This window comes from Pseudomonas sp. St29 (assembly GCF_001547915.1).
Taxonomy (GTDB): Bacteria; Pseudomonadota; Gammaproteobacteria; order Pseudomonadales; family Pseudomonadaceae; genus Aquipseudomonas.
This window is the reverse complement of sequence record NZ_AP014628.1, coordinates 3,663,641-3,689,144: the sequence shown is the minus strand read 5'-3', so window position 1 is coordinate 3,689,144 and position 25,504 is coordinate 3,663,641. Positions and strand designations below refer to the sequence as shown.

Here is a 25,504-nt window from a genome sequence, read left to right as displayed (position 1 = left end):
CTGCGGTTCTTGGAAGCTAGCAGGGCTAGGGGCACTCTAAATGCGGTTTGGCGAGCCGAGAGAGACTATGGGTGTTGGGCCCTGGGGGGAAAGTCAGGTGACTCTGTAAGTTCTGTAGGATTGCGCTACGGGGTTTGGCGGTTTGAGAACCGGTCAGTTCTCTCGGGGTTTATCCGTTGCTGCGTTCATGGTGACTTGGGGGTTGAGTTGGATGGTAGGGAAAGGAGCCGCGGCTATTCCAGGCGACTGTTGCTGTGGTAATTGGGTGCGGTTCGGGTCTTCTGTGACGCGATGTGCCAGAAGATCGTGGCCACAGGCGCTGATGTTTGACGAGTTAATTTGTCCCTGTGAGAACCCGCAAAAGATGATGTTTATGCTGGTGGCGGGGTACACCTGCACAAAGACCTGACTTGGCCCTATGTTTGGCTAAAACAAACCGATGGAGTGGTAATGATGAACAATGACGGGGAATTAAGTCCGGACCTTTACGAAGAAATCAAACAGCTCAGTGCCGCTGGCGACCTGCTGGCTGAGTCGGGTTGTTTTGAAGAGGCTATTGGCCAATACAACAAAGCTTGGTTGTTGATCCCTGAGCCCAAAAACGACTGGGAGGCTGCAACTTGGATTCTGGCTGCTATCGCGGATGCTTGCTTTCTATCAGGATTCAAGACCTCAGCCCGTGAAGCTTTGCAGTATGCAATGACCTGCCCAGGAGGTATTGGTAATCCTTTTTTGCATCTGCGACTCGGGCAGGTCCTGCTTGATGAGGGTCAAGAAGCCTACGCAGCAGATGAGCTGATGCGTGCATACATGGGGGCGGGGGCGGATATTTTTGCTGCTGAAGAGGAACACTATCTGGTCTTTCTCAAGACGCGGGCCAATCTCTGATTTTTTGTGAAATTCAGGTCTGTAATGAGACAAAAGCGCCGCATCATTTCTGCCTACTGCTTAGGCAGGCTTAGTTCTGGGCCTCATGGGGCTCTCAGTGTCTCTTGCGAGGAGATGCGCCAGAGCGTCTCTTCCCCCAACAGCGGTTGCAGGCGCTTGATCAGTTCTTGGGCGGTGTTGTGGTGCTCGGTGCGCAGCCAGTGCTTGAACAGTTGCTGGTTTTACTGCCGGGACAACTGCGTGGCCTGCAACAATAGCGGTGCATAGCTGAAGTTCAGTGGCAACAGGCGTTTGAGAACGTCGATTCGCTCAGACGCCGTCAGGCTCGGCAGTCATTGTTGGCATTGTTTGTCCATGGCGCTGGTGCCGGTGTTGTGGGCCAGTTGTTCGGGAGTGAATTGCATCTGCGGCTAATACTTTTGGCTCATTAGAAGAACAAGGCGCACTGCGCCTCTTGCGCCTGCAAACGCAGAATCAGGCCCGAGGTGAATTCAATCACCAGGTGATGATCCGCAGGGAACTGGTCCGAGAGGTAGAAGGTCTCGGTGGCGGCGCCGGCTTCCACCACGCCTATGGCATGCACGCAGCCCAGGTCGCTCTCGAAGGCATTCAGCTCTCTGGCATCGGCGCAGAAATAGCTTAGTTGACTGAAGCTGAGGATGATCTGGCGTGCCTCTTCGGCGGGCACCCAGTCTTGTTGCAGACGGTTGAAGGTCAGTGTCAGCGAGCCTTTCAGGACGTCGTGTTGGACAGCACTGGCGTTATAGAAGTTATGCAGATCGTAGGCGCCTCCCTGCACTTCGACTTCGATATGCCCCAGGAGGAAGTTGTGACAGTGCATAGGCTGGCTTGATCTCTCTATGGAGGGCGGGTGGAACGGGCCGAGCCGGGGTTCGGTTTTTGTGTTGTACTTGCCGGGCGAAGTTGAGCATTTGACAACGGGTTCAAGTCGTTCGCTTTGCTCACCGAAACGGGTTGAAGCTCGTCTCTCAACCAAGCGTCAAATGGCAAATTAAAGTCGGTAGCATGGCCGAGAATAAATGAAATTCAATGATGGTGACAGGGTAAAAGTTAAGCCTCACTTGTGGTGGCCGAATGGCGGAGTTGGAGTGGTTTCGTTACCTCCTGAATATATAAAAGAAGCCCTGAGTGGTGAAGTGGAGTTATCTGCTACTCAACGAACTATGGCTGGAAGAGACAGAATTATTACCAGCGTATGGATTGATTTTGACGAGCCGGCAATGGACGGCAGTGATGACGGCCCTTACCTCGGTGGCGAGGTTCTCTTGGAATATTTGGAACATGTATAGGGTGGAGTTTAAAAAGTAAGACGGTCTGGCAGATTGCACTTCGCTTGTTTTTGTCCGCGAAAATGCTCGTGCTCATCGACTCAGTTTTGATCCGTAATGAGCTCGCAAAAAACTGGAATACGAAGCGCCTGCAGGGCCATTTAGCCAATCTGTTGCGTCGACCGGTTGAATCCTCAACCCAAGGCGAACTTTGGTTGAGGACAGCTATCGGTCACTTGCGGACGTTCCTCGGCCACCAGGGCCAACGCCATGGCCCACCTGGCGGCGCAGCGAGGGTTCCGCGGGCTTGCTCCATGGGGGGCTTGCGACCGCTGTTTTCGTCAAAGGCATAGGACGGATTTGCTAGATAGCCCTTTGCAACATGCTCAGGGTGCGAAGCTATTGCCTTCAAAAATAACGGCAAAGGACCGCCCCCATGATCGCTTTTACAAGGCAGCTTTTGCCTGCCGCATTACTGTGTAGTGCCCTCGCTGCCCAGGCGAGTGAAGTGCTGAAGGGCGACTACTGGGTCGTTCACCACCAGGGGGCCTTGGGCAAGAATCAGGTGTTCATCGCCGACGGCGACCCCACTCACATCATCAATCGTCCAGGTGGCGCGAAATCATTGGGTGTCTATCAACTTTACGAAGAGCCCGGTAAACCCAACTTCACCTCTTACGATGTCGAAATCGATTGTGCGAAGAACCGCGTGCGCATCATGGATGCGGCGGATTTCCACAGCGTGCTCAATGATTTTCGCAATGCGAAGTATTCCAGCCAGTGGCAGAGCAAACCTGACGCCTGGCTGGCACCAAGCCGTGACTTTGTCTGTAAGCCGACTGAACGCCAGGCCAAGAAGATGGAGCACTTGGGTGTGATGCCCGCGTCGCAAATGAGCAAGGCAGGGCCGCAGTTCTTCGAGATATTGAACCGCGAGGCGGCCAAGGCGGCCATCATGCAGAAGATAGATGAAGGGTTCGCGCAGATGTCTGCCAAGTAACCTGGCCTTCAGGGAGAAGACCTTATGAACCGATTGTTTATGTTGGCCCTGCTCGCCACCTTGCTCAGTGGCTGCGCATCATTGTCGGCCAGCAGCGCCTGGAAAGATCGCCCGGTGGGCGAACTGATCGACTTCTTCGGCGTGCCAAGGCAGATCATGGTGGCGCCGAAGGAAGATATGGTCGTGCTCAGATATGTACATGACAGTAGCTATGTTTCACGTGAAGCAGCGGGTACTTACACGGGGCCGCAGAACGGGCAACTTGTGCACGCAGAATACTGGGAAGACGTGCAGCACTCAGGCAGTTGCGAAATCAATGTGTTCGTCAATAGAGCGCGACTGGTGGAGAAGGTGCGAACTAAAGGGCGTTGTGTAGCGGTCGAGATGGGGCCTGCAGGGTAGGAATGGGCCATTGGCGAGGGCAGATTCCACGAACATGCACATCAAGACAGTGGTCGTCGACCTGCGCTACGGGCGCGTGCATGGCCCACTTTGGGGTTTGAAGAGATCGGCAACCCTGTACCAGGTCTCATCCGAGAACTCGTAACGCTTTGCAATTGCAGAATTCCTTCTTGTAGAGGAGTAGGGGCTCTACAAAAACTGAGCCAACGAGGGGCCATGATTGGAGTTCTGGTTTTTTGTACAGAGTCTCCCAAAGCTGCACTTCATGAAGGGCAGGAACCGGTTGAATCCACAGGCAAAAGCGGTCGCTCACTATCTGAAAAATCCGTGGCGACTCGAGTAGCCAGATGGTGGTCCATGGCTGTTTAAGTGGGTGGAGAAAGCCCCTCTAATACCTCTGTCGAACGCTTGTCGACGTCGCTATTAAATACGATGATATCACTGTGAAATTATGGCATGCGGGCGCTACCAAGGAAGGTTTCCTTCACAAGAAGGTTTGACGCCTCCTTTCGTCTCTCTCGGTGCTACCAGCCACCTCCACGCCAGCTGAGAGCTGCTGCGCGTCGCCGTACACGAGAGAGATGATGTCCATCATCAAAAAAAAATATCTAGTCTTACGTCCCCGTGGTGAGGCGCTCATAGACATTGTCATTCTTGCCCAAGCATGGAAAAAGACCCAAGGTTTCATCCGTCGCCACAACTCGTATGCTGATGTTCTAGAATTAGATAGATCTACCGTCAACCTAGAGCGGGAGTTGATGGTATGGGCAAGGGACTTAGAGAAACCTCGGTTTCGGACTATGGAAATGATGCTGGTACCTGCTCCCAAAAATGGGAGGTGGGTATTTTCGACAGACCTTGAGCCGGAGAAAGGCAATTTCTTAGATACCATTCTTACTAGCTCTCTATTTCAAGCCTGGGGGCCGGGTCCAGACAAAGAAGATAATCCATCCAACCAACCCAGCCTTCAAAAGTTGCGGCCTCTCGCGCATATATGTATTCGCGATCAGTCTCTAGCAACTGCCGTAATGATGTGCCTTGCTGAGTCAATAGAAACAATCCAAGGTAACCCGGACGAAGCTGATGCAGTTAAAGCACGCTCAAATGGCCTTACAAGCTACGGAAATCGACTTCACTGCCGATGGTCCGAAAGTGCTGGAAGCCGGGCTAAAGCCAATTTTTCCTGGGGTAATAGTCAGACCTATCGTAAATACTACCAAGACTATCGCGCATTTCTCTCTCGCCCACGCCAAATCTGTGCCGAGTCAGCTCAACGGACACCTAAAGGAAAAGAGCTATTCGTAATTTCTCTTGACTTAAAGTCATTCTATGACCGCGTTGATCCTCAGGCATTGGTAATTGAGCTACAACGCCTTGAGACCGAATTTAATCGAGAGTTTCATGTACAGGCGGATAATGGCGCCGATCAAGAGTTTTGGGATAAAACGGGAAAAATATTGAAATGGCGCTGGCGAAACAGCGACAACGAACAAGCTGAATTATTCAACGAGTTGGGAAGTAAAAAGCTAGATCTTGGACTTCCGCAAGGTCTCGTGGCATCGGGTTTTTTAGCAAACGCTTATTTAATTGGCTTTGATCAAGCGGTCGACAGAGACACTCGTGAGAACCTAATAATCGAAGAGAGCGGAATCAAGATTCTTGATTATTGCCGTTATGTGGATGATATCAGGATTGTAATTGAAGCACCAAGCCACAGCTCTCCACTCAATCAAGTAAAAAACTATGTGATTGAAAAACTCCAAGAGCATTGTGAACGCATCGGGGCCCAGAAGGATATCGTCCTATCAGAGGACAAGTGTTCTATAACTCCCTATCGATCAATGTCGTCCCAGAATAACGTATCAACATTGATGAGCGTGCTTGGGGCTGAGTTGAGCGGAACGTTTGATATCGATTCATTAGCACAAGCTGCTGGCGGCCTTGAGGGTTTGCTTTGGATATCGGATCAGATCGAAGGATCACAAGAGCCGCCAAAATCCAAGCTACGATTAGCAACTATCGCTGCCCCCGCAACAGATGTTCGAGACGACACAGTCAAACGCTTTGTGGCAACTCGCCTCGTAGAGTTGATGAGACAGCGTCTAGCCATGACTGATCTCAGCGCACCGGATGACACAGGAGAGTCCTTAGGGGATCGGATGAATGGCGGAGTGGCTCTTGCTCATGAGTTCGAATCTACAGCGCGTAAATTAATTAAATGCTGGGCAGAAAATCCCGCTCTAGTCTTATTGCTCCGATGCGGGCTTGATTTATTCCCCCACCCCAAGTTGCTCGCACCGGTACTGGAAGCGCTTAGTGCAAAACTTTTCGAAGCCCCTCCCGAGCCCAGCCAAAATGAACAGCGCCAAATTAAAAGTGCTGAATACATTGCCGCAGACTTACTGCGTGCCGGCATTGTGGAGACCGGTTTTCGGGATGACGAAAGCTATCCCGAAAACATCGATATTCAAGGTTACAGAGAAGATCTTGGAGGCTTCGCAAGAACTATCGTCGTAGAGCGAGAAGATTCGCCTTGGTACTTGGTACAGCAGGCATTGCTTTATTTAGCATCGATTGGAGATAATAGTGTAAGCCTTGATAATGTCGAGGAAGTTGCGATTGAAGAGCCATATAAGAAGCTACGAAGCGCACTTCTCTTTGAGCGTTCCAGCTCAGTCGAGCTGTTGAATACTGTTCCGTATGCACTTGTTGCTCAGCAGATGCATCCAAATCCCCGGCGCTTTGCCTCCTGGCTAGCTGAAGGCCTTCGCTCTACTACGTCAGAAACTCAGATACAAAAAATTGTAACCTTAGTAGCCCTTGAAAGGCCTGATTTGCTTCTAGAAGCAACCAACAAGCGGGTCGCTACGTTGCAAAAATGGAAAAAATTTGTCCCACAATCTGTAGTTGAAATTGGTCGCATCAGTGCTAGCAAACAAAAAGAAAACAAAGCACTAGCAACACGTCAGCTACTTCGAGTCATGCAAGACCCATCAAATGCTTTTGGCCAAGAAAACGGGCTTTTAATGCTTGCCAAAGCACTTCTTGTTACACCAGGCATTGAAGCGCGACTCTCAAATAGACTCAGCCCTATAGATATTACCGTCACATGTTCAAACTGGACGCAATTACAATCGCTTCCGAGCAGCTCTGAATTCTTGAGAGTTATTTTGTCCGAGGAGTCGGATGAAAACAATCCGTTATATGAGAACCCAGAATGGGTTAGCGATGATCAGACTTGGATGTACGGATTAGGTCGAATTCTAAGATCAGCATTAACAGGAGATTTCGACTTTACCGCGCGAAGATTCTTAATAACGGAGGAAATTGGACGCTACAGAGGCATTCGGAGCAGCTGGTATAAGCGTCGCTTTGGAATGCTCAATTCTGGCAGCGGCATGCTGGACGAGCCCGCACCAATTTCCCCATGGCTTTCTGGATTTATTTCAATACTTCTCCAATGGCCTGGTATCGAATTTAAAGCTAATGATGCGGCACCGGTCTCCGACGTCCGCACACCGGGAGAGCTGTTAGCAATTCTTGAAAAACGCATTTCAGAGCAACGGGAATTATATGGGGGGCGCAGTAAAACTCCTTTCTACGTTATCCCTACCAGCGACGGCGCCACCCTTGTGGATAGGCCATTGCGGGTTGCCATTGTCCAAACGCTTCGTCCTAGGATAGATGATTTCGATACCAAGGACCCGACACATTGGACTCCGGCGATGTTGTCACAACACCGGCGTCACTTGGCTCAGGTGTGTCGTCTAGCGCACGCTAAATTGCGTGCTTGGGCTTCATCTAGACCGTTAAAGGATGGGGAGGATGAAGACTCAAAAATCGATGTTATTCTTTTCCCTGAATTAGCAGTTCATCCTGAACACGTTTTTTTTCTACGACGTCTTTCAGATATGCTTAAGGCCAATATCTTCACCGGGCTTACATTTATGCACTCCAGCAAGTGCGGAGGACCAATCAATCAGGGCCTATGGCTAATTCGAACAGACGCTCCAGATCAGGGCCGGAATATCCAATACGTGTGGCAGGGAAAACTGCACCCAATGAAACTTGAGCAACAAATGGGAATTAAAGGATATCGCCCTCATGTAACGCTGGTAGAGCTTCCAATAGGTACGACTTCACCAACCCGCCTGGCTGCCGCGATTTGTTACGATGCAACTGATCTTGATCTTGTAGCAGATTTACGAGACCGGTCAGATGTATTCCTTGTTTCAGCGTTGAATCAGGACGTGCAAACATTTGACAATATGGTGGCGGCATTACACTTCCATATGTACCAACCAGTAGTGCTTGCGAACTCAGGTGAATTTGGTGGTTCGACAGCCCAAGTTCCGCTTCCGAAACATGAGCGCTTAGTAGCCCATGTCCATGGCAACAATCAAGTCGCGGTCAGTGTTTTCGAAATAGATCCAACCCCATTCAAATCCACAAAAACCGGGCGTTCACCAAAACAGGTAAAAACTGCGCCTGCCGGTTATAAAGGAAGAGCGCACTGACTTAAGGCTCAAGGTTCTTCCGGGGCTGTGCTTCTTGTACCTAACATACCTGCTCCGCAGTATGGAACCAGGAGCCCCCTAACTTTTACGATTAGGTTTCTATATTTCAGGATCTCTGAGTTTCAGCCCTATCGGCAGTAAAAATGGAGCGTCGGGGCCGAAGCTTTCGGACCCTGATCTATGTACAGAGTTGATTGTTGTAAGTTCTCGTTGTTTCCGTGGGCAGCTACATTGAGTCGATTCTGTTGAAAAAAACCGGCCATTGTTCCTCGGCAGAAAAGTGCGCGCGTGAGATTGGAATCTTTACTTTTAGTGGAGTCCTCCAGACTCCGGTTTCACGTAGGAGCGTGCAAAAAAGGCGTTTTCACAAATCAACTGTGAGACCGTTTCGGCAAAGCGACTTTTTCACCTTGCTTTGATGGCGTTACGACATTACATTTGGTTTTCGCAGCTGAAATTGTATTGATAGTTACAGCACGTACAAGTTTTCCCAAGGGAAGGGTAGGCATGTTTGAATCAATTGTTTTCAAAAACTCATACACCCATGACCAAAACATAGATATAGGAGCGCTTGCTGAAAGCCTCATTTTTTACGGAAAGGTTAAAATCGTTGGTAACCAAGGAACACTAAAATATCTGTTAAAAAAAATACCGCCTGCAATTTTTTTGGACTTAGTTGAGCGAGAAATTATAGAATTTCACTTTTTGTTGGATAATCTCGCCGTACACATTAGAAATGTATCAGAAACCCGGGATCATTACAGCTTGGCGACGTTACAGGACTCAAAAACATCCTACAATGAGCATGCATTCAATACCTTTAAAGAAGCATCAAGTCGCAGCCCACAAGCCAAAACAATGGCTTATAAGTTTGAGAGGAAAATACACCAACTTAATCACGGGAGCTTTAATCAGAGCGCACTATTGAAAAAGTGGGAGGATTCCGACTCCACAGAGAACTCCGTTTCAACTATTTTGCACTACCTTGCGCCAGGGTATGTCCAAAAGGATAAGCTAAGATTTCGAGTTGAGCATCTTAGTACAGGTGGTTTTTTCATAGATACGAATATTGACACCCAACTTCTCTCGCAGACATACAAACTAAAAATACCAATGAAGCCAGGAGTTCCGCTATCGGTATTGCTATCGCAACTACAGTACTCCTATGAATCATCCTTCTTTTCAGCTTCATTAGACTCAGAATTGTTCGTAGATGCGTACGAACAAGAAATGCAAGAAAAGACACTTCAGGGGCTGTGGGTAAGAGATAATGAATCGCAAAGCTCGGTCGCCGACTTTGTAGAGCTTACACTAGACAACTGTCACACAATAAGGGAGGCCGTGAATTCCGGGAGGGTGAGCTTCTACGAAGTAGTTAAAGTAATTGACTCTTCAGAGGCTTTCAAACGTTGGATACGGGGTTTATCACCTGAAAAAACTCTCGTTCAAGAATTTTATAGAGAAACAGTGAAGGGTTCTTCACTCTCAAAACTACCATCCAAGACATCTAAATGGATTTTGTTCACAGGAGCATCTCTTGCTCTAGATAGCGTTTTGTCTGGGGGGATTGCTACTACCGCAACACTGACAATGGGTGTTATCGATACATTTTTAGCCGACAAAATAATCGGCGGGTGGAAACCACACCAGTTTGTTGAAGGTAGTCTGAAGAATACGTTTGGTAGAAAATAAAATAAGGGAGTTCGCTTGGATTTTCCCCGTCATAACCAGACATCAGCTCCCCGTTAAATTGATTCCACTGGCAAGCGCCTGAACTCCCTCGGCGAATGGGGGTTCAAAGCGCGCTGCGGATGCTGCTCATTGTAATGTTTGTAGGCAATCACGCAGGTTGCTAAGCGCCATTTCTCGATCCGGCTTGGGCATGCGGTTCACAGATTTGCAGGAGCGCTTCGCTCAGCTCGAACGTTGGCACCACCGCTTCACCGGCACTGGCCGCCGACATAAGTCTAAATGTCTGCTTTTGGCTGTGGATTCAACCGGTCGCTTGTCAATGTCCGCTTCTGGCCCAGAGTGTGTAAAAACGCCCGGACATGCCCTTGCTATGATTTCTGAGAATTTTATCGCAAGAGAAGCCCATGAAACGGTTTATCCAGGGTGAGCACCGAGGACAAAGCACCTTACTTCCCGAGAGCCTCGATGACTACGTCAGCGAGACCAACCCGGTACGGGTGGTTGATGTCTTCGTCGATGAACTCGACTTGGCCAAGCTGGGTTTTGATGGCGTCATTCCAGCCGAAACCGGCAGACCTGCGTACCACCCTGCGATCCTTCTGAAGATCTATATCTACGGCTATCTCAACCGCATCCAATCGAGTCGACGTCTTGAGCGAGAAGCCCAGCGCAACATCGAATTGATGTGGTTAACCGGGCGCTTGATACCCGACTTCAAAACCATCGCCAACTTCCGAAAAGACAACAGCAAAGCCATTCGCGGCGTATGCCGACAGTTCGTTGTGCTGTGCCAGCAGTTGGGGTTGTTTAGCGAAAACTTGGTGGCTATCGACGGGAGCAAATTCAAAGCAGTGAACAACCTTGACCGCAATTTCACCAGCGCCAAACTGAAGCGGAGAATGGAAGAAATCGAGTCGAGCATCAACCGTTACCTGACCTCCCTTGATGCAGCTGATCGGCAAGTGCCAAGCGCCGCTGAGCCAGACGCTGCGCGCCTGGAAGAGAAAATCGCCAAGCTCGAAGCTCAGATGAAAGAGCTTTAGGTGATCGAATCTCAGCTCAACGACTCTCCAGACAAACAGATTTCACTGACCGACCCCGATGCCCGCTCGATGATGACGCGTGGCAATGGCATCGTCGGCTACAACGTACAGACGGCGGTCGATACCCAGCACCATTTGATCGTTGCTCACGAGGTCACGAACGTTGGCTCTGACCGCGACCAACTCAGCTCGATGGCGAAGCAGGCGCGGGAAGCCATTGGTTCAGAAACGCTGTCGGTCGTGGCTGATCGAGGCTACTTCAAAAGCGAGGAAATCCTGGCCTGCCATGATGCAAAAATTACCGCCTATGTACCCAAACCGATGACTTCAGGAGCTAAAGCGGACGGGCGTTTCAACAAAGATGCCTTCGTTTTTAACGCAGCTAAAAATGAATACGTTTGCCCAGCTGATGAGGCATTGATTTGGCGTTTCTCTAGCGTCGAGAAAGGCCTGAACATGCACTGCTACTGGAGTTCGAAATGCCAGAGCTGCGCCCTGAAAACTCAGTGCACGCCGAGCAAGCAGCGACGAGTGCGGCGTTGGGAACATGAAGCCGTGCTAGACGAGATGCAGAACCGGCTGAACCATGCGCCGGACATGATGCGAGTCCGAAGCGCACTGTTGAGCATCCCTTCGGGACGCTCAAACAATGGATGGGATCCACGCATTTCCTCGCACGTAGGCTGGCCGGCGTCAACGCGGAGATGAGTCTGAATGTGCTCGCCTACAACATGAAGCGGGTCATGAGAATCATCGGTGCCGAAGGCTTGTTGAAGGCAATGGCGGCGTAAAAGCCTTTGGCTTTTGCTGCTCCAGATGGCGCTAAAACGCTTCATAAGTGCTCCGGAGCGTTACCGGTGCTGATCGTGGCAAATGCGTGGGCAATCGACTCGCCCAACTGCGCTGAGCTGAGGCATCCACGATACGAAAGTGTTTTTACACACTCTGGACCGATCGCAGCCACTTTTAAAAGACTTTCCCCCCTAAAAAGTCCAAGACCCCATTTGAAACGCTCCGCGCTACCAAGCAGCGCGGAGCGCCCAGGCGTCAGGCTTGAAGGCGCCAGCCCATCACTCCCAATAGGTCGCAGCTGTCACGTAGCAGAATCGCCGCTGCGTTGGAGATATGTTGCAGATCGGTGTCGTCAGCACTCTTGAACTCTGCGCGGGAGAGGCTTTCCAGCAGTTGAGTCACGGCCAGTAAACGTGCGGTGCCGTTGGCGTGCAGCACGTCCAATGGTGCGGTCTTGTCTATAAACAGGCATGGGATCAGGCAGTCGATGCCGGTGATGGGGATGTATTGCTGAGTCATGGGAACCTCCGCTTGTGGGTAAGGGAGCTGTCCTGTCGTCGCCAGTCGAATAGGTGGCAGCTATACGCGGGTTGGCGAGCCGACTCATCCCACAATTATCGGCAGATCCGAGGATCTCCCGCGTACAGCCGCCATGAAAGATCGCCGTGAACATAAAGGGTCCTCGGCAAAGGTTGCAAGCGGAAGTGCCTGTGGGTGAGTAGCCAGGTCGCCAAACCCGGTCGCCATTGGGGCGAGTGGGGACTATGGGCGTTGGGTCTTGGGGGGACAAGTCAGACGCGTCTGCAAGTTTTGTAGGATTGCGGAGGGGGACTTGGCGGCCTGCGAGCCAGCCAGTTTTTCTGGGTGGTTGGGGTACATATCCGCTGCTGCGGTAACGACCACTTAGGGTTTCGCCCTTACGGCGAGTGCCTTTTTACAGTCACCTGAAAAGTAACCAAAAACGCTTGCCCCCGCGTTCGGCCTTCGCGGCGCTCAGGTTCCATCGCTTCGGTGCCCATCAGGGGGCATCGCTTCCAGCGATGGCCTCGACTTTGTCGAGGGACGCTGCGCGCCAGTCCCCTGATGAACACCTGCACTCAGCCTGCCGAGGGGGCGGGTGGGTCAAGATCAAAAGCCAAATCAACAGCAGAAGCAAAAGCCAGAATAATTTTGGTCATGTATTGAGGTGCCTGGCTGCGCTCTTTGCTTGGTCCAGCCAGCCCGGGACTGTTGCTTCTTGTGCTGCATCAAGTGGATTCAAGGGGTCTTCTGGCACAGCGTTTGGTGCGTTGACTTGTGCTGCCAGGGCTTGGGCGGCTTTGAGGATGGTTTTCAAGTCGTCGGTGGTGGCGGTCTGTTCGTTAAGCGCCGCAGGCATTGGCAGTGCCTGTGCTTGTTTCAGTACGCTGCCAGGATCGTGAGTGAAGACGCGCAGGGCTTCCATGCCTCCAAGCATCGGCAGGGCGAGGCCGGTAACGCTGTCGAATGCGCGGATCTCTGGTAAGCCGGCTTTGCCTCGAAGGACCGGGATGCCCAGGGACGGAATAATCAGCCCCACCAGCAAGCGTGGGTCGCGGCGTTTGATGCTCAGGCCAATGCTGCCCACAGCCACGGCTACGCCGATGACTCGGGTGGCGGTCGCCAGCAGCGACAGTTGCTTGTTCGATTCGTTGTCGAAAAAGACGCAGCGGTAACGGAAGTAGTCGCTGAAGAGTTCGCGTTCGTTGAGGTTGGAGTTCATGAACCAGGCACGGGAGTCGTGTACCTGCTCGTCGAACAGCCTGATGATTGCCTTGGCCTGTTCGTCCAGGGGCTGGCCATTGGAGTCGAACAGTATTGCGTAATGATGGTTTCCGGCGCGGCGCAGCTTGGCGTAGTCCTCGGCCTCGTCCTGGTCGTTGGTCATGTAGACGATGCCACCCAGGAGGATATTGGGCAGGCTGCCCAGGCTGAAGCCGTCGCCTTCGCTCAAGCCCCATTCGGGGATGTAGTCGCGGCGAAAGTCGGTCATGGCGTTTTCCAATTGCCGGTGGTCCAGGCTCGGTTCGAACACTTTGCTGGTATTGAGCTCGACCGGGGAGGCGGCTCCTGTGCGGCGTTCGTACTCCTGTTTCACCCGTTCATGTTCTTGCCGGGTTTGCTGCTGGCGCTCCGACCATTCAGGCAGCGGTTGATTGGCCCGGACGGCGGCGTCTTCTTCGAGCTGCATTCGGTGCAGGGCTTCGAAGGATTCGATTTCCCTGGCGGTCATGTCGCCACCGCGGGGGTGGCCGCTCTTCATCACTTCGCCATAGGAGGGAGTGTGTCTGAGGCGGTAGTTGGCATAGCGGTTGATGCGCCAGCCGGTGATCAGGCCGGCCTGGCGTTCCATGACGTCTTCCAGTGGGCCATTTTCGACGGATTTGAGCCAGGTGTTGAAGCGCTTGATTGGGGTGGGGCCGATGTCGAATTCGTTTTCTGTTTCAACATCCATTTCCAACCAGGGCCACTCCTTCTTCCAGACACCGAGTGCCCGGGACGGTACCTGCAACGGCGCACCAACCTTGAATGCTTCGGCGTACATATGGTGCAAGGCAATCTGCGATAGCAGTTCATGGCTACCGGACGCGGCTTTGCCTTGGTCGCCGGGCGGGTAGCCGCCACCGACATCGGAGTGCATGCCGGGGTAGAGGTATTCTGCGGTGCCATTGCGATAGGTGGAAGGGCAGTCGGGGTCGTCCGGGTCGCCTTTGCGCCGGATCGAATCCAGGGGGAAGCAGCCCCGTTGTTCGTGGGCGGCGACCAGATGCACACAGTGTTCGAGAAAGACTTCGGAGTCCGGCAGGCGCAGCGAGCCGTCGGCCCAGCCCATGTGCCCGGCAGCGAAGGGCACTATGTAGGGAATGCCCACCGAAGCCACGGTGTCGAACAGACCCATGAACACGATCTTGATGGGCAGCCCGGCGAACAGGTAGCAGGTTTCGCCGTTCACCTCGACCCTGGTCAAGGCTTCGAGCCAGGTGGCGAAGGCCCGGGCTTCGGCGGCGCCACGGGAGAAGCCGTATATGAACAGGCGCACTGCTTTGATCCTGGCGATGGACTTGGCGGCGTGGGCGGCATCTATTTCGCTTTTCAGGGTTGCCAATGGCTCTTTCAGCGCTTCCTGACGGCGGGTGTGGCTGTCTTTGAACAGGGATGCGCCGAGCAGATCTTCGGTGAGGCTGGTGCCCATTTTTTCGACGAGTTTGTAGGCTTCTGCAGGATCAAGACGAGGCTTACCACAGGCTCTTTTGAGTGCATCGACTAGGCGTGTGAGACCCCAGTTAATTCGCCTTTCGCCGCCCACCGACATTTTCAGGCCGTCAGCATCGGGCTTGAACTCACCTATTTCCTTGAACTCGGTGCCGACACCTTGCATGTAGTAACGATAAAAACCTTCGCTCTGTTCTCTTTCGGTACCACTTCCTCCCAGGCTGGCATGGTATAGGCGGGCCACATTGGTGGTGGTAGAGGGTCGGGCGATGCTATCGCTGGGCTCATGGTTATTGGTGCCGTCAAAACACAGAGTGATGCTCAGAATTTTCATGCAGGGCGAACCAATGTAAACGTTTCCTGCGGCTTGGGCCGCGCGCTGCGCTGCGAGCTCAAAGGGGGCATAGGCTTTGTGTTGTTCTCGGCGGTTGTGTGCTACTTGCTTCGAGGTTTCAGGTAGCAGCCCACCCTCTCTGAACTCGGGTGTAGGGGGGAGCCATTGTGGTTCTGGCCGGGAATGAGGCGGAGTTAAGGCTTCGGACATGTCGTGGGCTCCTGCATTTTTTGAGGGAAGTTAAAGGGATACCCAGGTTGGCCTGGCAACTCCGCCACGGCGGATACCGCGACTTGATTGCAGGGCAGAAAATGAACGTCGATAGCTCCGGGTCGTTCATACGGCGCAACAGCCACCACCGCGCGATGACGGGTGTACTTGGCTGCGTGAATCTTGTAGGCCGCCCTGTAGCCATCAGTCCCTAGTGGTGGCCAATTTGCAGATGCGTGAGGGTCAGAGTCTTTTTCCCACTCTACGACCACGGTCAAACCAGGATGCCACTTGACCGGAAGTGGTGCGCAGCACATCTGGCTACCCCCACCTCCATAGGGGCTGATATTCGGGCCGCCATTGCCATTGACCGAAAAGCGGTTGATGGCCGCCGAGGTGTGGCTGAAGCCCTCGATGGGCAATCCAATCATGTCGGCTGTTTGTCCTGCGCAGCCTTGCAGGGCGAGGGCGCTGACCAATGCCCGGACCAGCAGGCCATTCCTGCGCTGTGCCTTGCCCTGCGCGAGGCGTTGAACATCCATGGTTCCTCCTGTCGTAACAGTGTGTTGGCGTGGCCGTCCGCCACGCTGAAAGCTGCCGGCCTTATAGCCTGAATGCACTGCGCAAGGGCTTGCGCACCGGGCTGTAACGCAGGCTGGGGCTGGCGAGAATTAATTCACGACCAAATATTTCGCGAAGCAGCCCAGGCCTGCCCATCCGGTAATGGGCTGTGTGCACGCTCCACTTTCGGAGGTCGTGGTTTCACCGTCCGTTGGCCTTTGTGAATGAAGCTTTTATGACAAAAGTTCGGTAGCACATCGCCACGCGCGTCTTGGGTATGTAACGCGCTTGAGGGGGCCGCCAGGCCACTTTTTTAAGCCGAGGCGGGACGCCGGGAGTGAGGCTATGGGGACTATGGAACGCTACTCGAAAGTGGGCATGCAGGAGCTGGATCAACGGCTGTCGAAGATTGTCGAGGCGGCGCGCAAGAAGCCGGTGTCGGTCTATCGCTACGGGGCGCCGTGGGTCTGGATCGTGTCCCAGGATGATTGGCAGGGCGCCTTGAAGGAGGTGGCCAGCTATATCCCGCCGGGGCATTCGCTGGTGCTGCTGCGTCCGCAGATCGATGAGTTGCTGGATCAGCACCGCGATCTGCTCCAGGGCCTCAATGCCGAGCCCGGCATGCTGATCGCGCCGCGTACGGTGATGCACATTCTGTTGCTGCAGTTGCTGTATTCGGTGCCCAGTGAGCAGCAGCTCTATGAACAGCTCAGTTACAACCTGTTGTTCCGTTGGTTCGTCGGTCTGGATCTGAACCAGAAGGTCTGGGCCTTCAGTGTCCTGAGTCGCGACATCGCCACGCTGTTGAACAACCCGCGGGCGGTGCAGTTGATCCAGAAAATCATCGGTGAAGTGTTTTGCGGCGCGCTGCTGCAAATGCCCGAGTTCTCGCTGAATTTTGCGCTGTTGCACACCTGGCTGGCGCGCCACGAAAACACCTCGATCAGCAGCAATTGAAGCGGCCAAACGCTGTGCAGACGGCGACGGCAATGCGCGTACGCGCGCCAATTTTCAGTTTTTTAGGGGGCGGTGTGGAGCATCTGGGCAAATCAGGGCGACCCGGCAGTGGCGGGCGCTGGTGGCCGTTGTGCGGCTGGTTGACGGTGCTGGCGCTGGCGCCAGCGGTGCAGGCCGAGGAGGGCGAGTCGGTTGCGGTTGAAGCCACGGCGGCGCGGTTGGTGGACGTCAATGAGTACTTCGTGCGCGGCAATACCGTGCTCGATGCGCGGGCCATCGAGGAGGCGGTGTATCCGTTCCTCGGGCCGCAAAAAGCCCTGGCCGACATCGAAGGCGCCCGGGATGCGCTGCAGAAGGTCTATCAGGAGCGCGGCTATCAGTCGGTGTTCGTCGAGCTGCCGGAGCAGAAGGTCGAGGACGGCATCGTTTATCTGCAGGTCAGTGAAACCAAGGTTGGCCGGGTGCGGGTGGTGGGGGCCAAGCATTACTCGCCGGTGGAGATCCGCGATCAGGTGCCGGCGCTGCAAGAAGGTCAGGTGCCGGATTTTGCCACGGTGCAAAGCCAGCTGGCCGGGCTCAATCGTGGCGCCGGGCGCCAGGTCATGCCGCTGGTGCGCGAGGGCCAGCGCCCGGGGACCATGGACGTCGACCTGCAAGTGGAAGACCAAAACCCCTGGCACGCCAGCGTCGGCCTGAACAACGACTACAGCGCCGACACCGAGAAGCTGCGCAGCGTGGTCAATGTCGGCTACGACAACCTCTGGCAGTTGGGCCACAGCATTTCCCTGACCTATTTCACCGCGCCCCAGGACACCGACAACGCCAAGGTCTGGTCCGGGTCCTACACCGCGCCTTTGAGCGAGCGCTGGGCCCTGCAGTTCTCCGGTTACCAGTCCGACAGCAACATCGCCACCATCGGTGGCAGCAACGTGCTGGGCAAGGGCCATTCCTACGGGGTGTCGGCGATCTACACCTTGCCCGCCGCGGGTAGCTGGGCCAACTCGCTGTCGGTGGGGGTGGACTTCAAGGACTTCGAGGAAGAGATGCGCTTTGGCCGCAGCAGCGACCAGATTCCGCTCAAGTACGCCCCGCTGACCTTTGGCTACAACGGCTACCGCTACAGCGAAAAATCCCAGCTGGGCCTGGGCCTGAACCTGATCGTCGGCACCCGGCGCTTCTTCGGCTACGGCAGCGACGCCGAGGAGTTCCACTACAAGCGCGACGAGGCCAGCGCCAGTTTCTCGGTGCTCAAGGGCGACCTGAATTTCACCTACACCTTCGCCAACGACTGGCAGTCGGCGTCCAAGACCGCCTTCCAGCTGGCCTCCGGGCCTTTGGTGTCCAACGAGCAGTATTCCGCCGGTGGCGCCACCTCGGTGCGCGGCTACCTGGCCGCCGAGCGCACCGGGGACGAGGGCTACCTGTTTTCCCAGGAGCTGCGCACGCCGTCCCTGGCCAAGTTCCTCGGCAGTTATGTGCAGGAGTGGCGCTTCTACGCCTTTGCCGAAGGCGCGCACCTGTCCCTGCACGAGCCGCTGCCGGAGCAGGAAGACCAGTACAGCCTGGCCAGCGTTGGCCTCGGCACCCGCGCCAGTTTGAGCAAGTGGCTGTCCGGCAGCCTCGACTGGGGCTACCCGCTCAAAGACGGCCCCAACACCCAGAAATACGACCCGCGCTTGCACTTCAGCGTGCAAGCGACGTTCTGACTTTACGGAGACCCTTCCCATGCAACGCTTATTCCTGAGCCTGTTGATCTGCCTGGGCTTCGTGCTCCCGGCCACGGCCCACGCCTGGTGGCAGGACGACTGGCATTACCGCAAGCAGATTTCGGTGGACACCACCCCGCAGGGCGCGGCCATCAACGAGGCCCTGGGCCGCACCGCGCTGCTGGTGCGCCTGCACACCGGCAATTTCACCTTCGACGGGGTCAAGGAAGACGGCGCCGACCTGCGCTTTGTCGCCGCCGATGACAAGACCGTGCTCAACCACCAGATCGAAAGCTTCGACCCGCTGATGGGCATGGCGCTGATCTGGGTCGATGTGCCCAAGGTCGAAGGCGGCCAGCGCCAGGACATCTGGATGTACTACGGCAACCAGAAGGCGCCGAGCACCGCCAACGGCCAGTTGACCTTCGACCCCAGCTACACCGCCATCTACCACTTCGACGGCAGCAACGGCACCCCGGCCAAAGACACCACCGCCTACGGCAACACCGCGCAGAACGCCACCGGCGCGGCGATTGACGGGGTCATCGGCCGCGCCTTGCAGTTCAGCGGCCAGCCGCTGTTGCTGCCGGCCAGCCCGTCGCTGCAGCACAACGCCGGCGGCGCCTTCACCTTCAGCGCCTGGGTGCGCCTGGATCAGGCCAGCGGTGAGCAACTGCTGCTGGCCCGCCGCGAAGGCGCCGGCAGCCTGCTGGTCGGCATCAACCAGGGCATGCCCTTCGTTGAAGTGGACGGCCAGCGCGCCGCCTCCACCCAGCCGCTGAACCCGGGGCAATGGCAGCACCTGGCCCTGAGCGGCGAGGGCAGCCGCCTGGCGCTGTACGTCAATGGCCGCGAAACCGCGAGCCTGGCCCAGGCCATTCCCACCTTCAATTCGGTGCTGGCGATCGGTGCCGACCTGCCGCCCGCCGCCGGCGCCGAGGCCAGCCACTTCCTGCCGTTCACCGGGGCCCTGGACGAGCTGCGCCTGTCCAAGGTGGCGCGTCCGGCAGCGCTGATCCTGGCCGATGCCAGCGCCCAGGGCGCGGAGTCGAAGTTGGTGGCCTATGGCGTCGATGAAGAACAGTCGGGTTTCGGATTCGGCAGCCTGGGCTTCTTGCTCAAGGCGGTGCCGGTGGATGCCTGGGTGATCATCCTGGTGCTGGTGGGGATGATGATCCAGTCCTGGGTGATCATGCTGCGCAAGAACCGCATGGTCGGCCGGGTCAGCGCCGCCAATGCGCTGTTTCGCGAGCAGTTCGCCAAGGTCGGTACGCGCCTGGAGATGTTCGCCGACGATCAGGTCCTGGCCAGCCGCCTGGAGCATTCCTCGCTGTGGCGCCTGTACCTGGTGGCGGTGAAAGAGATCCGCACCCGCCGCGAGCAGGGCGCCGATACCTCCTCGGTGTCGGCGGCCACCATCGAGGCCATCCGCTGCTCCATGGACGGGGTGCGCACCCGGGAAAACCAGCAGCTGAGTTCCAAGCTCTCGACCCTGTCCAACGCCATTGCCGGCGGCCCCTACATCGGCCTGTTGGGCACGGTGCTGGGGATCATGGTGGTGTTCCTCGGCACCGCCATGGCCGGTGACGTCAACATCAACGCCATCGCCCCGGGCATGGCCGCAGCCTTGCTGGCCACCGCCATGGGCCTGTTCGTCGCGATCCCGGCGCTGTTTGGCTACAACCGGCTGATCACCCGCAACAAGGAAGTCGGCGCCGACATGCGGGTGTTCGTCGACGAGTTCATCACCCGGCTGGCGGAGCTGCATGGCGAGAGCCAGCACAGCGAGAACGCCCACTGGCGGGTCAGTCACAGCAACGCGTCGGTTCCGGCCTGAGGAGAACTGCCATGGCTTCCGTGAACGCCTCCCATGACGACGACGACGCCGCCGTCGACAGCATCAACATCACGCCCCTGGTGGACGTGCTGATGGTGGTGCTGGTGATGTTCATCCTCACCGCCACCGCCCAGGTTTCGGGCATCCAGATCCACCTGCCCAAGGCCAGCGCCTCGGTGTCGCTGTCCGAGGCCAAGACCAAGGCCATTTCGGTGAACGACGGCGGCCAGGTGTTCCTCGACGCCTACCCGGTGACCCTGGGCGAGCTGGAAGAGCGCCTGCGCATCGAGAAGGCGCAGAACCCGGACTTCCCGATCATCGTCCGTGGCGATGCCACGGTGCAGTACCAGAAGGTCATCGAAGTCCTCGACCTGCTGCGCCGTCTGGAGTTGTCCCAGGTCGGCCTGGTCACCGGCAAACCGAGCCAGGGCTGAGTCATGACCGCACAACAACCGATCGAGCTGCCGCCGGTGCAGCACAAGCCGCGCGCCGTGCGCCTGCTGAAGCGGGGCGCCGGATTGCTGCTGGGGGCCGTGGCCGCCTGGCTGCTGTGGCAGTGGGCCAATGACATGGCCGGGGTGCGTCGGGAAGCGCCGAAGGTGCCGACCATCATCCCGCTGCCGCCACCGCCGCCACCCCCACCGCCGCCTCCGGAGAAGCCCAAGGAGCCGGAGCCGGTGGAGGAGAAGGTGCCGGAACCCGAACCCACGCCGACCCCCGAGGAGGTCAAGCCGGAGGAGGAAGCACCGCCCTCGCCGGCGGACGATCTGGCCAACCCGATGCAGATCGACGGCGACGCCCAGGCGGGCAACGACGGCTTCAACGTCGGTGCCGGCAAGGGCGGTGGCATGGCCGGCGCCGGTGGCGGCGGGCTGGGCACCGGCACCTACAAGCAGTACCTGGCGGCGACCTTTCAACGGGTGCTGCGCGAGGACCCGGAGCTGCGCAAGAAGGCCTATGCGCTGCAGGTGGACCTGTGGCTCGGCGCCGACGGCCAAGTGACCCGCGCCGAACTGGCCGGCTCCAGCGGCAACCCCGAGACCGACCAGCAGGTGCTGGCGGCGCTGCGGGCCACGCCGCGCCTGAAAGAACGTATGCCGGCGTCACTGACCTTGCCGGTGCGCTTGTCCCTCAAGGGCCGGCGGCCGGAATGAGCGAACCCCTATTTGCAGTTTCTACAGGAGTTGTGTGCAGATGATTTCCACCGTGAATCGATTGACCCTGGCGCTCGGCATGGTCGCCCTGACCCTGGCCGGACAGGCCTCGGCCGCCGCGGCCGCGCCTTCGGAGAACGCCACGATCAACCTGATCCGTCTGTTGGTGCAGCAGGGGGTACTGCCGCAGGCCAAGGCCGAGGCACTGATTGCCCAGGCCGAAAAAGAGGCCCAGCAGGCCCGCCAGGCCAGCGCCGCCACCGCCGTGGCGGCCACCGGCCCCGCGGCGGCGCCGGGGGATGTGCGGGTGCAATACGTGCCGGCGATCGTCCGCGAGCAGATCCGCGATCAGGTCAAGGCCGAGGTCATGGCCACCGCCAAGCAGGAAAACTGGGCCCAGCCCAACACCTTTCCGGACTGGGTGTCGCGCATCAGCTTTGACGGCGATATCCGCCTGCGCGAGGAGTCGCGGTTCTTTGCCGACAACAACAGCAACGAGATCGTCGACTACGCCAAGCTCAACGACAACGGCCCCTACGACGTCAACAAGGACACCAACAGCAAGCTGCCGCCGCTGCTCAACAGCCGCGAAGACCGCGACAACCTGTTCCGCCTGCGGGCGCGCCTGGGGATGAAGGCGGTGATCTCGCCGGAATGGACCGCCGGCATCCGCATCGGCACCGGTTCGGACAACAACCCGGTGTCCACCACCCAGACCCTGGGCGGCGGCTTCGGCAAGAAGGACATCTGGCTCGACCAGGGCTACCTGACCTGGAAGGCCACCCAGGACCTGACCCTGACCGGCGGGCGTTTCGCCAACCCGTTCTATGCAACCGACATGCTGTATTCCAACGACCTGAACTTCGACGGCGTGGCGGCGCTGTTCAACCACAAGCTCAGCAGCGACTGGGGCCTGTTCGGCACCCTTGGCGTGTTCCCGGTGGAGTACACCAACGACACCGCCACCAGCAACGGCTTCGACAAGAACGAGAGCGACACCAAGTGGCTGTTCGGCGGGCAGATCGGCGCCAACTGGAAGATCAACCGCAGCAACAGCCTCAAGGGTGCCTTGGCCTACTACCGCTTCGACGACATCGAAGGCCAGCGCTCCAGCCCTTGCGCGCCTTGGGCCGGGGCCCCGGGCTGCGACACCGACGGCTCGCGGGTGGCCTTCATGCAGAAGGGCAACAGCGTGTTCCTGCTGCGCGACATCACCCCCAACCCGGCCACCCCGGGCCTGACCCCGCAGCCGCAGTTCGTCGGCCTGGCCTCCAAGTTCGACGTGCTCGACCTGAACCTGGCCTGGGACACCGAGCTGCCGGACGACCTGCGCCTGCGCAGCCAGACCAACTACATCCGCAACCTGGCCTACGACAAGGGCGAGATGCTCAAGCGCAGCGAAGGCGAGATCGTCAACAACATCAACCGCAACGGCCAGTTTGAAAGCGGCGGCAACGCGCTGCTGGTGCAGTTCACCCTGGGCAACGCCCTGGACATGAAGAAGTCCGGCGACTGGAACCTGCTGGCCGGCTACAAGTACATCCAGCCCGACGCCTTGCCCGACGGCTTCAACGACTCCTCGTTCCACCTGGGGGGCACCAACGCCAAGGGCTATTTCGTCGGCGGCAACTACGGCATCGACAAGAACATCTACGCCACGGCCCGCTACATGAGCGCCTCGGAAGTCTACGGGCCGCGTTACGAAGTCGACGTCATGCAGCTTGAACTCAACACGCGCTTCTAAGCGGGAGGAAGGTTATGAACAGCCGAGTGAGGGCAGGGGCGGTCAGCCTGTTGCTGGCCTGGGGCGTGCTGGCCAGTGCCGGCGCCAGCGCCGAAGGCATGGAGGAACGCCTGCGCACCCAGTTGCGCAGCACCACCCAACAGTTGCAGGCCCTGCAAAGCGAGCAGGCCCAGGCCGCGGCCGCGCGGATCGCCGCCGAGAACGCGGCCAGGGAGGCCCAGGCCCAGGTCAAGCAACTGAGCGCCGAGCTGGCCAAGACCCGCGGCGTGGCCGAGCAACTGGCCGGCCAGCAGCAGAACCTGCAAAGCCAGGCCCAAGCCCAGGCGGCGGCCAGCAGCGAGCAGTTGGGCAAGTTCAAGAAAGCCTACGAAGACTTGCTGGTGCTGGCCCGGGGCAAGGAAGCCGAGCGGGCGAAATTGCAGGCGCAATTGAGCGAACGTGACACACAAGTGCAGCAATGCGCGGTCAAGAATCAGCAGATGTACGGCATCGCCAAACAGATCCTGGCGGCCTACGAAAAGATCGACGTGGCCGAGGTGGTGAACATCCGCCAGCCCTTCGCCGGCAAGGCCCGGGTCAAGTTCGAAGAGCTGGCCCAGGGTTTTGGCGACGAGCTTTACCAGACCCAGTTCGACGCCCCGCGGGCGGCGAGCGCCCACTGATCACCAGGGAAGAGATGACCATGACTTTGATTACCAGCGTCACCACCGACAGCCTCACCGACCTGCTGCAAGGCGCCGGCTACCGGGTCAACCAGACCGAGCAGAACGGCATCGTGCAACTGCTCAGCGCCAGCCAGGGCATCGGCTATGCCGTGCGTTTCGGCAACCCGGGCAGCGATGCCGGGCACTATGTGGACTTCACCTACAGCTGCGCCCTGCGGGTGCAGGGTGAGCTGCCGGCGGGGCTGGCGGAGCTGTGGAACGCCTCGCGGCGCTTTGCCCGGCTGTCGCTGCAGGGCGAGTTCCTGGTGATGGAGATGGACGTGGTGGTGGCCGGGGTCGGCGAGACTCACCTGCGCAGCCAACTGGAGCTGTGGGACCGGTTGCTGCAGGAGTTCATCGTCTACCTGCGCGAATACAGCCAACAGGCGGCCCAGCTCAAGGCGCAGGCCGAGTCGGCGCCAAACCCTGAAAGCCAACCCCAGGAAGAGGTGGCCAGCCTGTGAAAAAACCGACCCTGGTGGTCGGTGCCGGGGCACTGACCTTGCTCGGCCTGGCGCTGGGGCTGGCCCTGCGCCCGGGCAACGACCCGGTGGCGGCGCAGCAGCCGGCACCGGCCGTGCTGCAGCAGTCACTGGCGACCACACCGACCGTGGCGCGCCTGGGCAACCAGCAGGTGGCGGCCGAAGAACTCAAGGCGCTGTTCGCCAGCCTGCCCGAAGATGCCCGCGCGCAATTGCGCGGCAACCGCCCGGCGCTGGAAGCCTGGATCCGTTCGCGGCTGGCGGAAAAGGCCGTGCTGGAACAGGCCGACGCCCAGGGCTGGCGCCAGCGCCCGGAGGTGGAGCAGCAGACCCGCGCCGCCACCGAGCAGATCGTGTTTCGCGACTATTTGCAGTCGGTCAGCCAGGTGCCGGCGGACTACCCCAGCGCGACGGAATTGCAGCAGGCCTATGACAGCGGCAAGGCGGCCTGGATGACCCCGCCGCTGTACCGGGTCAGCCAGATCTTCCTTGGCGTCAGCGACCCGCAGGCCGTCGAGCCGGTACGGCGCCAGGCGCAGGAACTGAGCCGCAAGGCCCAGGCCGCGCCGGCAGACTTCGCCGCCCTGGCGGCGCAGTACTCCCAGGACCGGGACAGCGCCCAGCACGGCGGCGACTCGGGGCTGCAACCCTTGCAGCAACTGCTGCCAGAAGTGCGCACCGCGGTGGCCCGGCTCAAGGTCGGTGGCGTTTCGGAGGTGGTGCAGAGCGCGGCGGGCTTCCACGTGCTCAAGCTCACCGAACAGCAACCGGCGCGCACTGCCAGCCTGGACGAACTGCGTGATCGCCTGACCCAGGCCCTGCGCGCCCAGCGCCAGGAACAGATCGCCAAGGCCTACCTGGAAGGCATGCTCAACACCGCGACCCTGAGCATCGATGGCGCCGTACTGAACCAGGTCCTGGAGGACAAGCTGTAGGAGCTGGCTCGCCAGCGAAGGCGATC

19 protein-coding genes and 1 pseudogene are annotated in these 25,504 nt (G+C 57.5%); 16 read left to right on the top strand and 4 right to left on the bottom strand.

Features of this window, described 5'->3' with window-relative positions; translation table 11 throughout:
- The first annotated feature begins 450 nt into the window (after positions 1 to 450).
- Positions 451 to 888: a tetratricopeptide repeat protein gene (locus PST29_RS16435; protein WP_232513166.1), complete on the top strand. Its 438-nt coding sequence runs from the start codon at positions 451 to 453 to the stop codon at positions 886 to 888.
- A gap of 427 nt (positions 889 to 1,315) precedes the next feature.
- Here PST29_RS16435 and PST29_RS16430 read toward each other — a convergent pair whose 3' ends face one another.
- The gene (locus PST29_RS16430; RefSeq protein WP_060843722.1) at positions 1,316 to 1,729 is read right to left on the bottom strand and encodes a hypothetical protein; all 414 of its coding nucleotides are present in this window, start codon (positions 1,727 to 1,729) and stop codon (positions 1,316 to 1,318) included.
- Between the two features lie 199 nt (positions 1,730 to 1,928).
- Here PST29_RS16430 and PST29_RS31850 point away from each other — a divergent pair, with 199 nt between their 5' ends.
- The 6 genes and pseudogenes from PST29_RS31850 (at position 1,929) to PST29_RS16405 (ending at position 11,622) form a co-directional block, all read left to right on the top strand.
- Entirely contained in the window at positions 1,929 to 2,198 is a 270-nt protein-coding gene (locus PST29_RS31850; RefSeq protein WP_148659644.1) for a hypothetical protein, read from the top strand.
- 415 nt (positions 2,199 to 2,613) lie between these two features.
- A complete protein-coding gene (locus PST29_RS16420; RefSeq protein WP_060843720.1) occupies positions 2,614 to 3,177 on the top strand; it encodes a hypothetical protein in 564 nt (187 codons plus the stop codon).
- Between the two features lie 24 nt (positions 3,178 to 3,201).
- A complete protein-coding gene (locus tag PST29_RS16415; RefSeq protein ID WP_060843719.1) occupies positions 3,202 to 3,579 on the top strand; it encodes a hypothetical protein in 378 nt (125 codons plus the stop codon).
- Between the two features lie 584 nt (positions 3,580 to 4,163).
- On the top strand, positions 4,164 to 8,096 hold the full coding sequence (locus PST29_RS16410; protein WP_060843718.1) for a reverse transcriptase domain-containing protein: 3,933 nt from the start codon (positions 4,164 to 4,166) through the stop codon (positions 8,094 to 8,096).
- A 507-nt stretch (positions 8,097 to 8,603) separates the two neighbouring features.
- Entirely contained in the window at positions 8,604 to 9,788 is a 1,185-nt protein-coding gene (locus tag PST29_RS31840) for a hypothetical protein (RefSeq protein WP_148659642.1), read from the top strand.
- A 404-nt stretch (positions 9,789 to 10,192) separates the two neighbouring features.
- A pseudogene (locus tag PST29_RS16405) lies at positions 10,193 to 11,622 on the top strand (IS1182 family transposase).
- Positions 11,623 to 11,878: 256 nt separating this feature from the next.
- On the opposite strand, the gene PST29_RS16400 reads toward PST29_RS16405, so the two are convergent.
- From PST29_RS16400 to PST29_RS16390, 3 genes are all read right to left on the bottom strand, one after another.
- Entirely contained in the window at positions 11,879 to 12,142 is a 264-nt protein-coding gene (locus PST29_RS16400) for a hypothetical protein (protein WP_060843717.1), read from the bottom strand.
- A gap of 655 nt (positions 12,143 to 12,797) precedes the next feature.
- Positions 12,798 to 15,398 carry a T6SS phospholipase effector Tle1-like catalytic domain-containing protein gene (locus tag PST29_RS16395; protein WP_060843716.1) on the bottom strand — a complete coding sequence of 867 codons (2,601 nt, stop codon included), beginning with the start codon at positions 15,396 to 15,398 and terminating at the stop codon, positions 12,798 to 12,800.
- Positions 15,383 to 15,940 (bottom strand): DUF3304 domain-containing protein, encoded by a 558-nt coding sequence (locus PST29_RS16390; protein ID WP_060843715.1) that lies wholly within the window; start codon positions 15,938 to 15,940, stop codon positions 15,383 to 15,385. The genes PST29_RS16395 and PST29_RS16390 overlap by 16 nt, the downstream gene beginning before the upstream one ends.
- Before the next feature lie 373 nt (positions 15,941 to 16,313).
- Here PST29_RS16390 and PST29_RS16385 point away from each other — a divergent pair, with 373 nt between their 5' ends.
- The 9 genes from PST29_RS16385 to PST29_RS16345 all read left to right on the top strand — a co-directional run bounded on the left by PST29_RS16385 (position 16,314) and on the right by PST29_RS16345 (position 25,478).
- Positions 16,314 to 16,916 (top strand): transposase, encoded by a 603-nt coding sequence (locus PST29_RS16385; RefSeq protein WP_060839484.1) that lies wholly within the window; start codon positions 16,314 to 16,316, stop codon positions 16,914 to 16,916.
- A 74-nt stretch (positions 16,917 to 16,990) separates the two neighbouring features.
- Positions 16,991 to 18,622: a ShlB/FhaC/HecB family hemolysin secretion/activation protein gene (locus PST29_RS16380; RefSeq protein ID WP_442966364.1), complete on the top strand. Its 1,632-nt coding sequence runs from the start codon at positions 16,991 to 16,993 to the stop codon at positions 18,620 to 18,622.
- Between the two features lie 19 nt (positions 18,623 to 18,641).
- Positions 18,642 to 20,459, top strand: coding sequence for a DUF2341 domain-containing protein (locus PST29_RS16375; protein WP_060843714.1), 1,818 nt, complete (start codon positions 18,642 to 18,644; stop codon positions 20,457 to 20,459).
- Between the two features lie 11 nt (positions 20,460 to 20,470).
- Positions 20,471 to 20,893: an ExbD/TolR family protein gene (locus tag PST29_RS16370; RefSeq protein WP_060843713.1), complete on the top strand. Its 423-nt coding sequence runs from the start codon at positions 20,471 to 20,473 to the stop codon at positions 20,891 to 20,893.
- A 3-nt stretch (positions 20,894 to 20,896) separates the two neighbouring features.
- Positions 20,897 to 21,613: an energy transducer TonB family protein gene (locus PST29_RS16365; protein ID WP_060843712.1), complete on the top strand. Its 717-nt coding sequence runs from the start codon at positions 20,897 to 20,899 to the stop codon at positions 21,611 to 21,613.
- A 40-nt stretch (positions 21,614 to 21,653) separates the two neighbouring features.
- The gene (locus PST29_RS16360; RefSeq protein ID WP_060843711.1) at positions 21,654 to 23,357 is read left to right on the top strand and encodes a putative porin; all 1,704 of its coding nucleotides are present in this window, start codon (positions 21,654 to 21,656) and stop codon (positions 23,355 to 23,357) included.
- A gap of 14 nt (positions 23,358 to 23,371) precedes the next feature.
- Positions 23,372 to 24,019 (top strand): hypothetical protein, encoded by a 648-nt coding sequence (locus tag PST29_RS16355; RefSeq protein WP_060843710.1) that lies wholly within the window; start codon positions 23,372 to 23,374, stop codon positions 24,017 to 24,019.
- A gap of 20 nt (positions 24,020 to 24,039) precedes the next feature.
- Positions 24,040 to 24,525 carry a YbjN domain-containing protein gene (locus tag PST29_RS16350; RefSeq protein WP_060843709.1) on the top strand — a complete coding sequence of 162 codons (486 nt, stop codon included), beginning with the start codon at positions 24,040 to 24,042 and terminating at the stop codon, positions 24,523 to 24,525.
- A complete protein-coding gene (locus PST29_RS16345; protein WP_060843708.1) occupies positions 24,522 to 25,478 on the top strand; it encodes a peptidylprolyl isomerase in 957 nt (318 codons plus the stop codon). The genes PST29_RS16350 and PST29_RS16345 overlap by 4 nt, the downstream gene beginning before the upstream one ends.
- The last annotated feature ends 26 nt before the right edge of the window (positions 25,479 to 25,504 follow it).

What these genes read in the sequence shown, in the direction of transcription:
- PST29_RS16375 (WP_060843714.1), top strand. Translation starts at nt 18,642, where the DNA reads ATGCAACGCTTATTCCTGAGCCTGTTGATCTGCCTGGGCTTCGTGCTC.
- PST29_RS16360 (WP_060843711.1), top strand. Translation starts at nt 21,654, where the DNA reads ATGATTTCCACCGTGAATCGATTGACCCTGGCGCTCGGCATGGTCGCC.
- PST29_RS16370 (WP_060843713.1), top strand. Translation starts at nt 20,471, where the DNA reads ATGGCTTCCGTGAACGCCTCCCATGACGACGACGACGCCGCCGTCGAC.
- PST29_RS16350 (WP_060843709.1), top strand. Translation starts at nt 24,040, where the DNA reads ATGACTTTGATTACCAGCGTCACCACCGACAGCCTCACCGACCTGCTG.
- PST29_RS16410 (WP_060843718.1), top strand. Translation starts at nt 4,164, where the DNA reads ATGTCCATCATCAAAAAAAAATATCTAGTCTTACGTCCCCGTGGTGAG.
- PST29_RS16415 (WP_060843719.1), top strand. Translation starts at nt 3,202, where the DNA reads ATGAACCGATTGTTTATGTTGGCCCTGCTCGCCACCTTGCTCAGTGGC.
- PST29_RS16395 (WP_060843716.1), bottom strand. Translation starts at nt 15,398, where the DNA reads ATGTCCGAAGCCTTAACTCCGCCTCATTCCCGGCCAGAACCACAATGG.
- PST29_RS16390 (WP_060843715.1), bottom strand. Translation starts at nt 15,940, where the DNA reads ATGGATGTTCAACGCCTCGCGCAGGGCAAGGCACAGCGCAGGAATGGC.
- PST29_RS16435 (WP_232513166.1), top strand. Translation starts at nt 451, where the DNA reads ATGATGAACAATGACGGGGAATTAAGTCCGGACCTTTACGAAGAAATC.
- PST29_RS31840 (WP_148659642.1), top strand. Translation starts at nt 8,604, where the DNA reads ATGTTTGAATCAATTGTTTTCAAAAACTCATACACCCATGACCAAAAC.
- PST29_RS16355 (WP_060843710.1), top strand. Translation starts at nt 23,372, where the DNA reads ATGAACAGCCGAGTGAGGGCAGGGGCGGTCAGCCTGTTGCTGGCCTGG.
- PST29_RS31850 (WP_148659644.1), top strand. Translation starts at nt 1,929, where the DNA reads ATGAAATTCAATGATGGTGACAGGGTAAAAGTTAAGCCTCACTTGTGG.
- PST29_RS16385 (WP_060839484.1), top strand. Translation starts at nt 16,314, where the DNA reads ATGGAACGCTACTCGAAAGTGGGCATGCAGGAGCTGGATCAACGGCTG.
- PST29_RS16400 (WP_060843717.1), bottom strand. Translation starts at nt 12,142, where the DNA reads ATGACTCAGCAATACATCCCCATCACCGGCATCGACTGCCTGATCCCA.
- PST29_RS16365 (WP_060843712.1), top strand. Translation starts at nt 20,897, where the DNA reads ATGACCGCACAACAACCGATCGAGCTGCCGCCGGTGCAGCACAAGCCG.
- PST29_RS16430 (WP_060843722.1), bottom strand. Translation starts at nt 1,729, where the DNA reads ATGCACTGTCACAACTTCCTCCTGGGGCATATCGAAGTCGAAGTGCAG.
- PST29_RS16420 (WP_060843720.1), top strand. Translation starts at nt 2,614, where the DNA reads ATGATCGCTTTTACAAGGCAGCTTTTGCCTGCCGCATTACTGTGTAGT.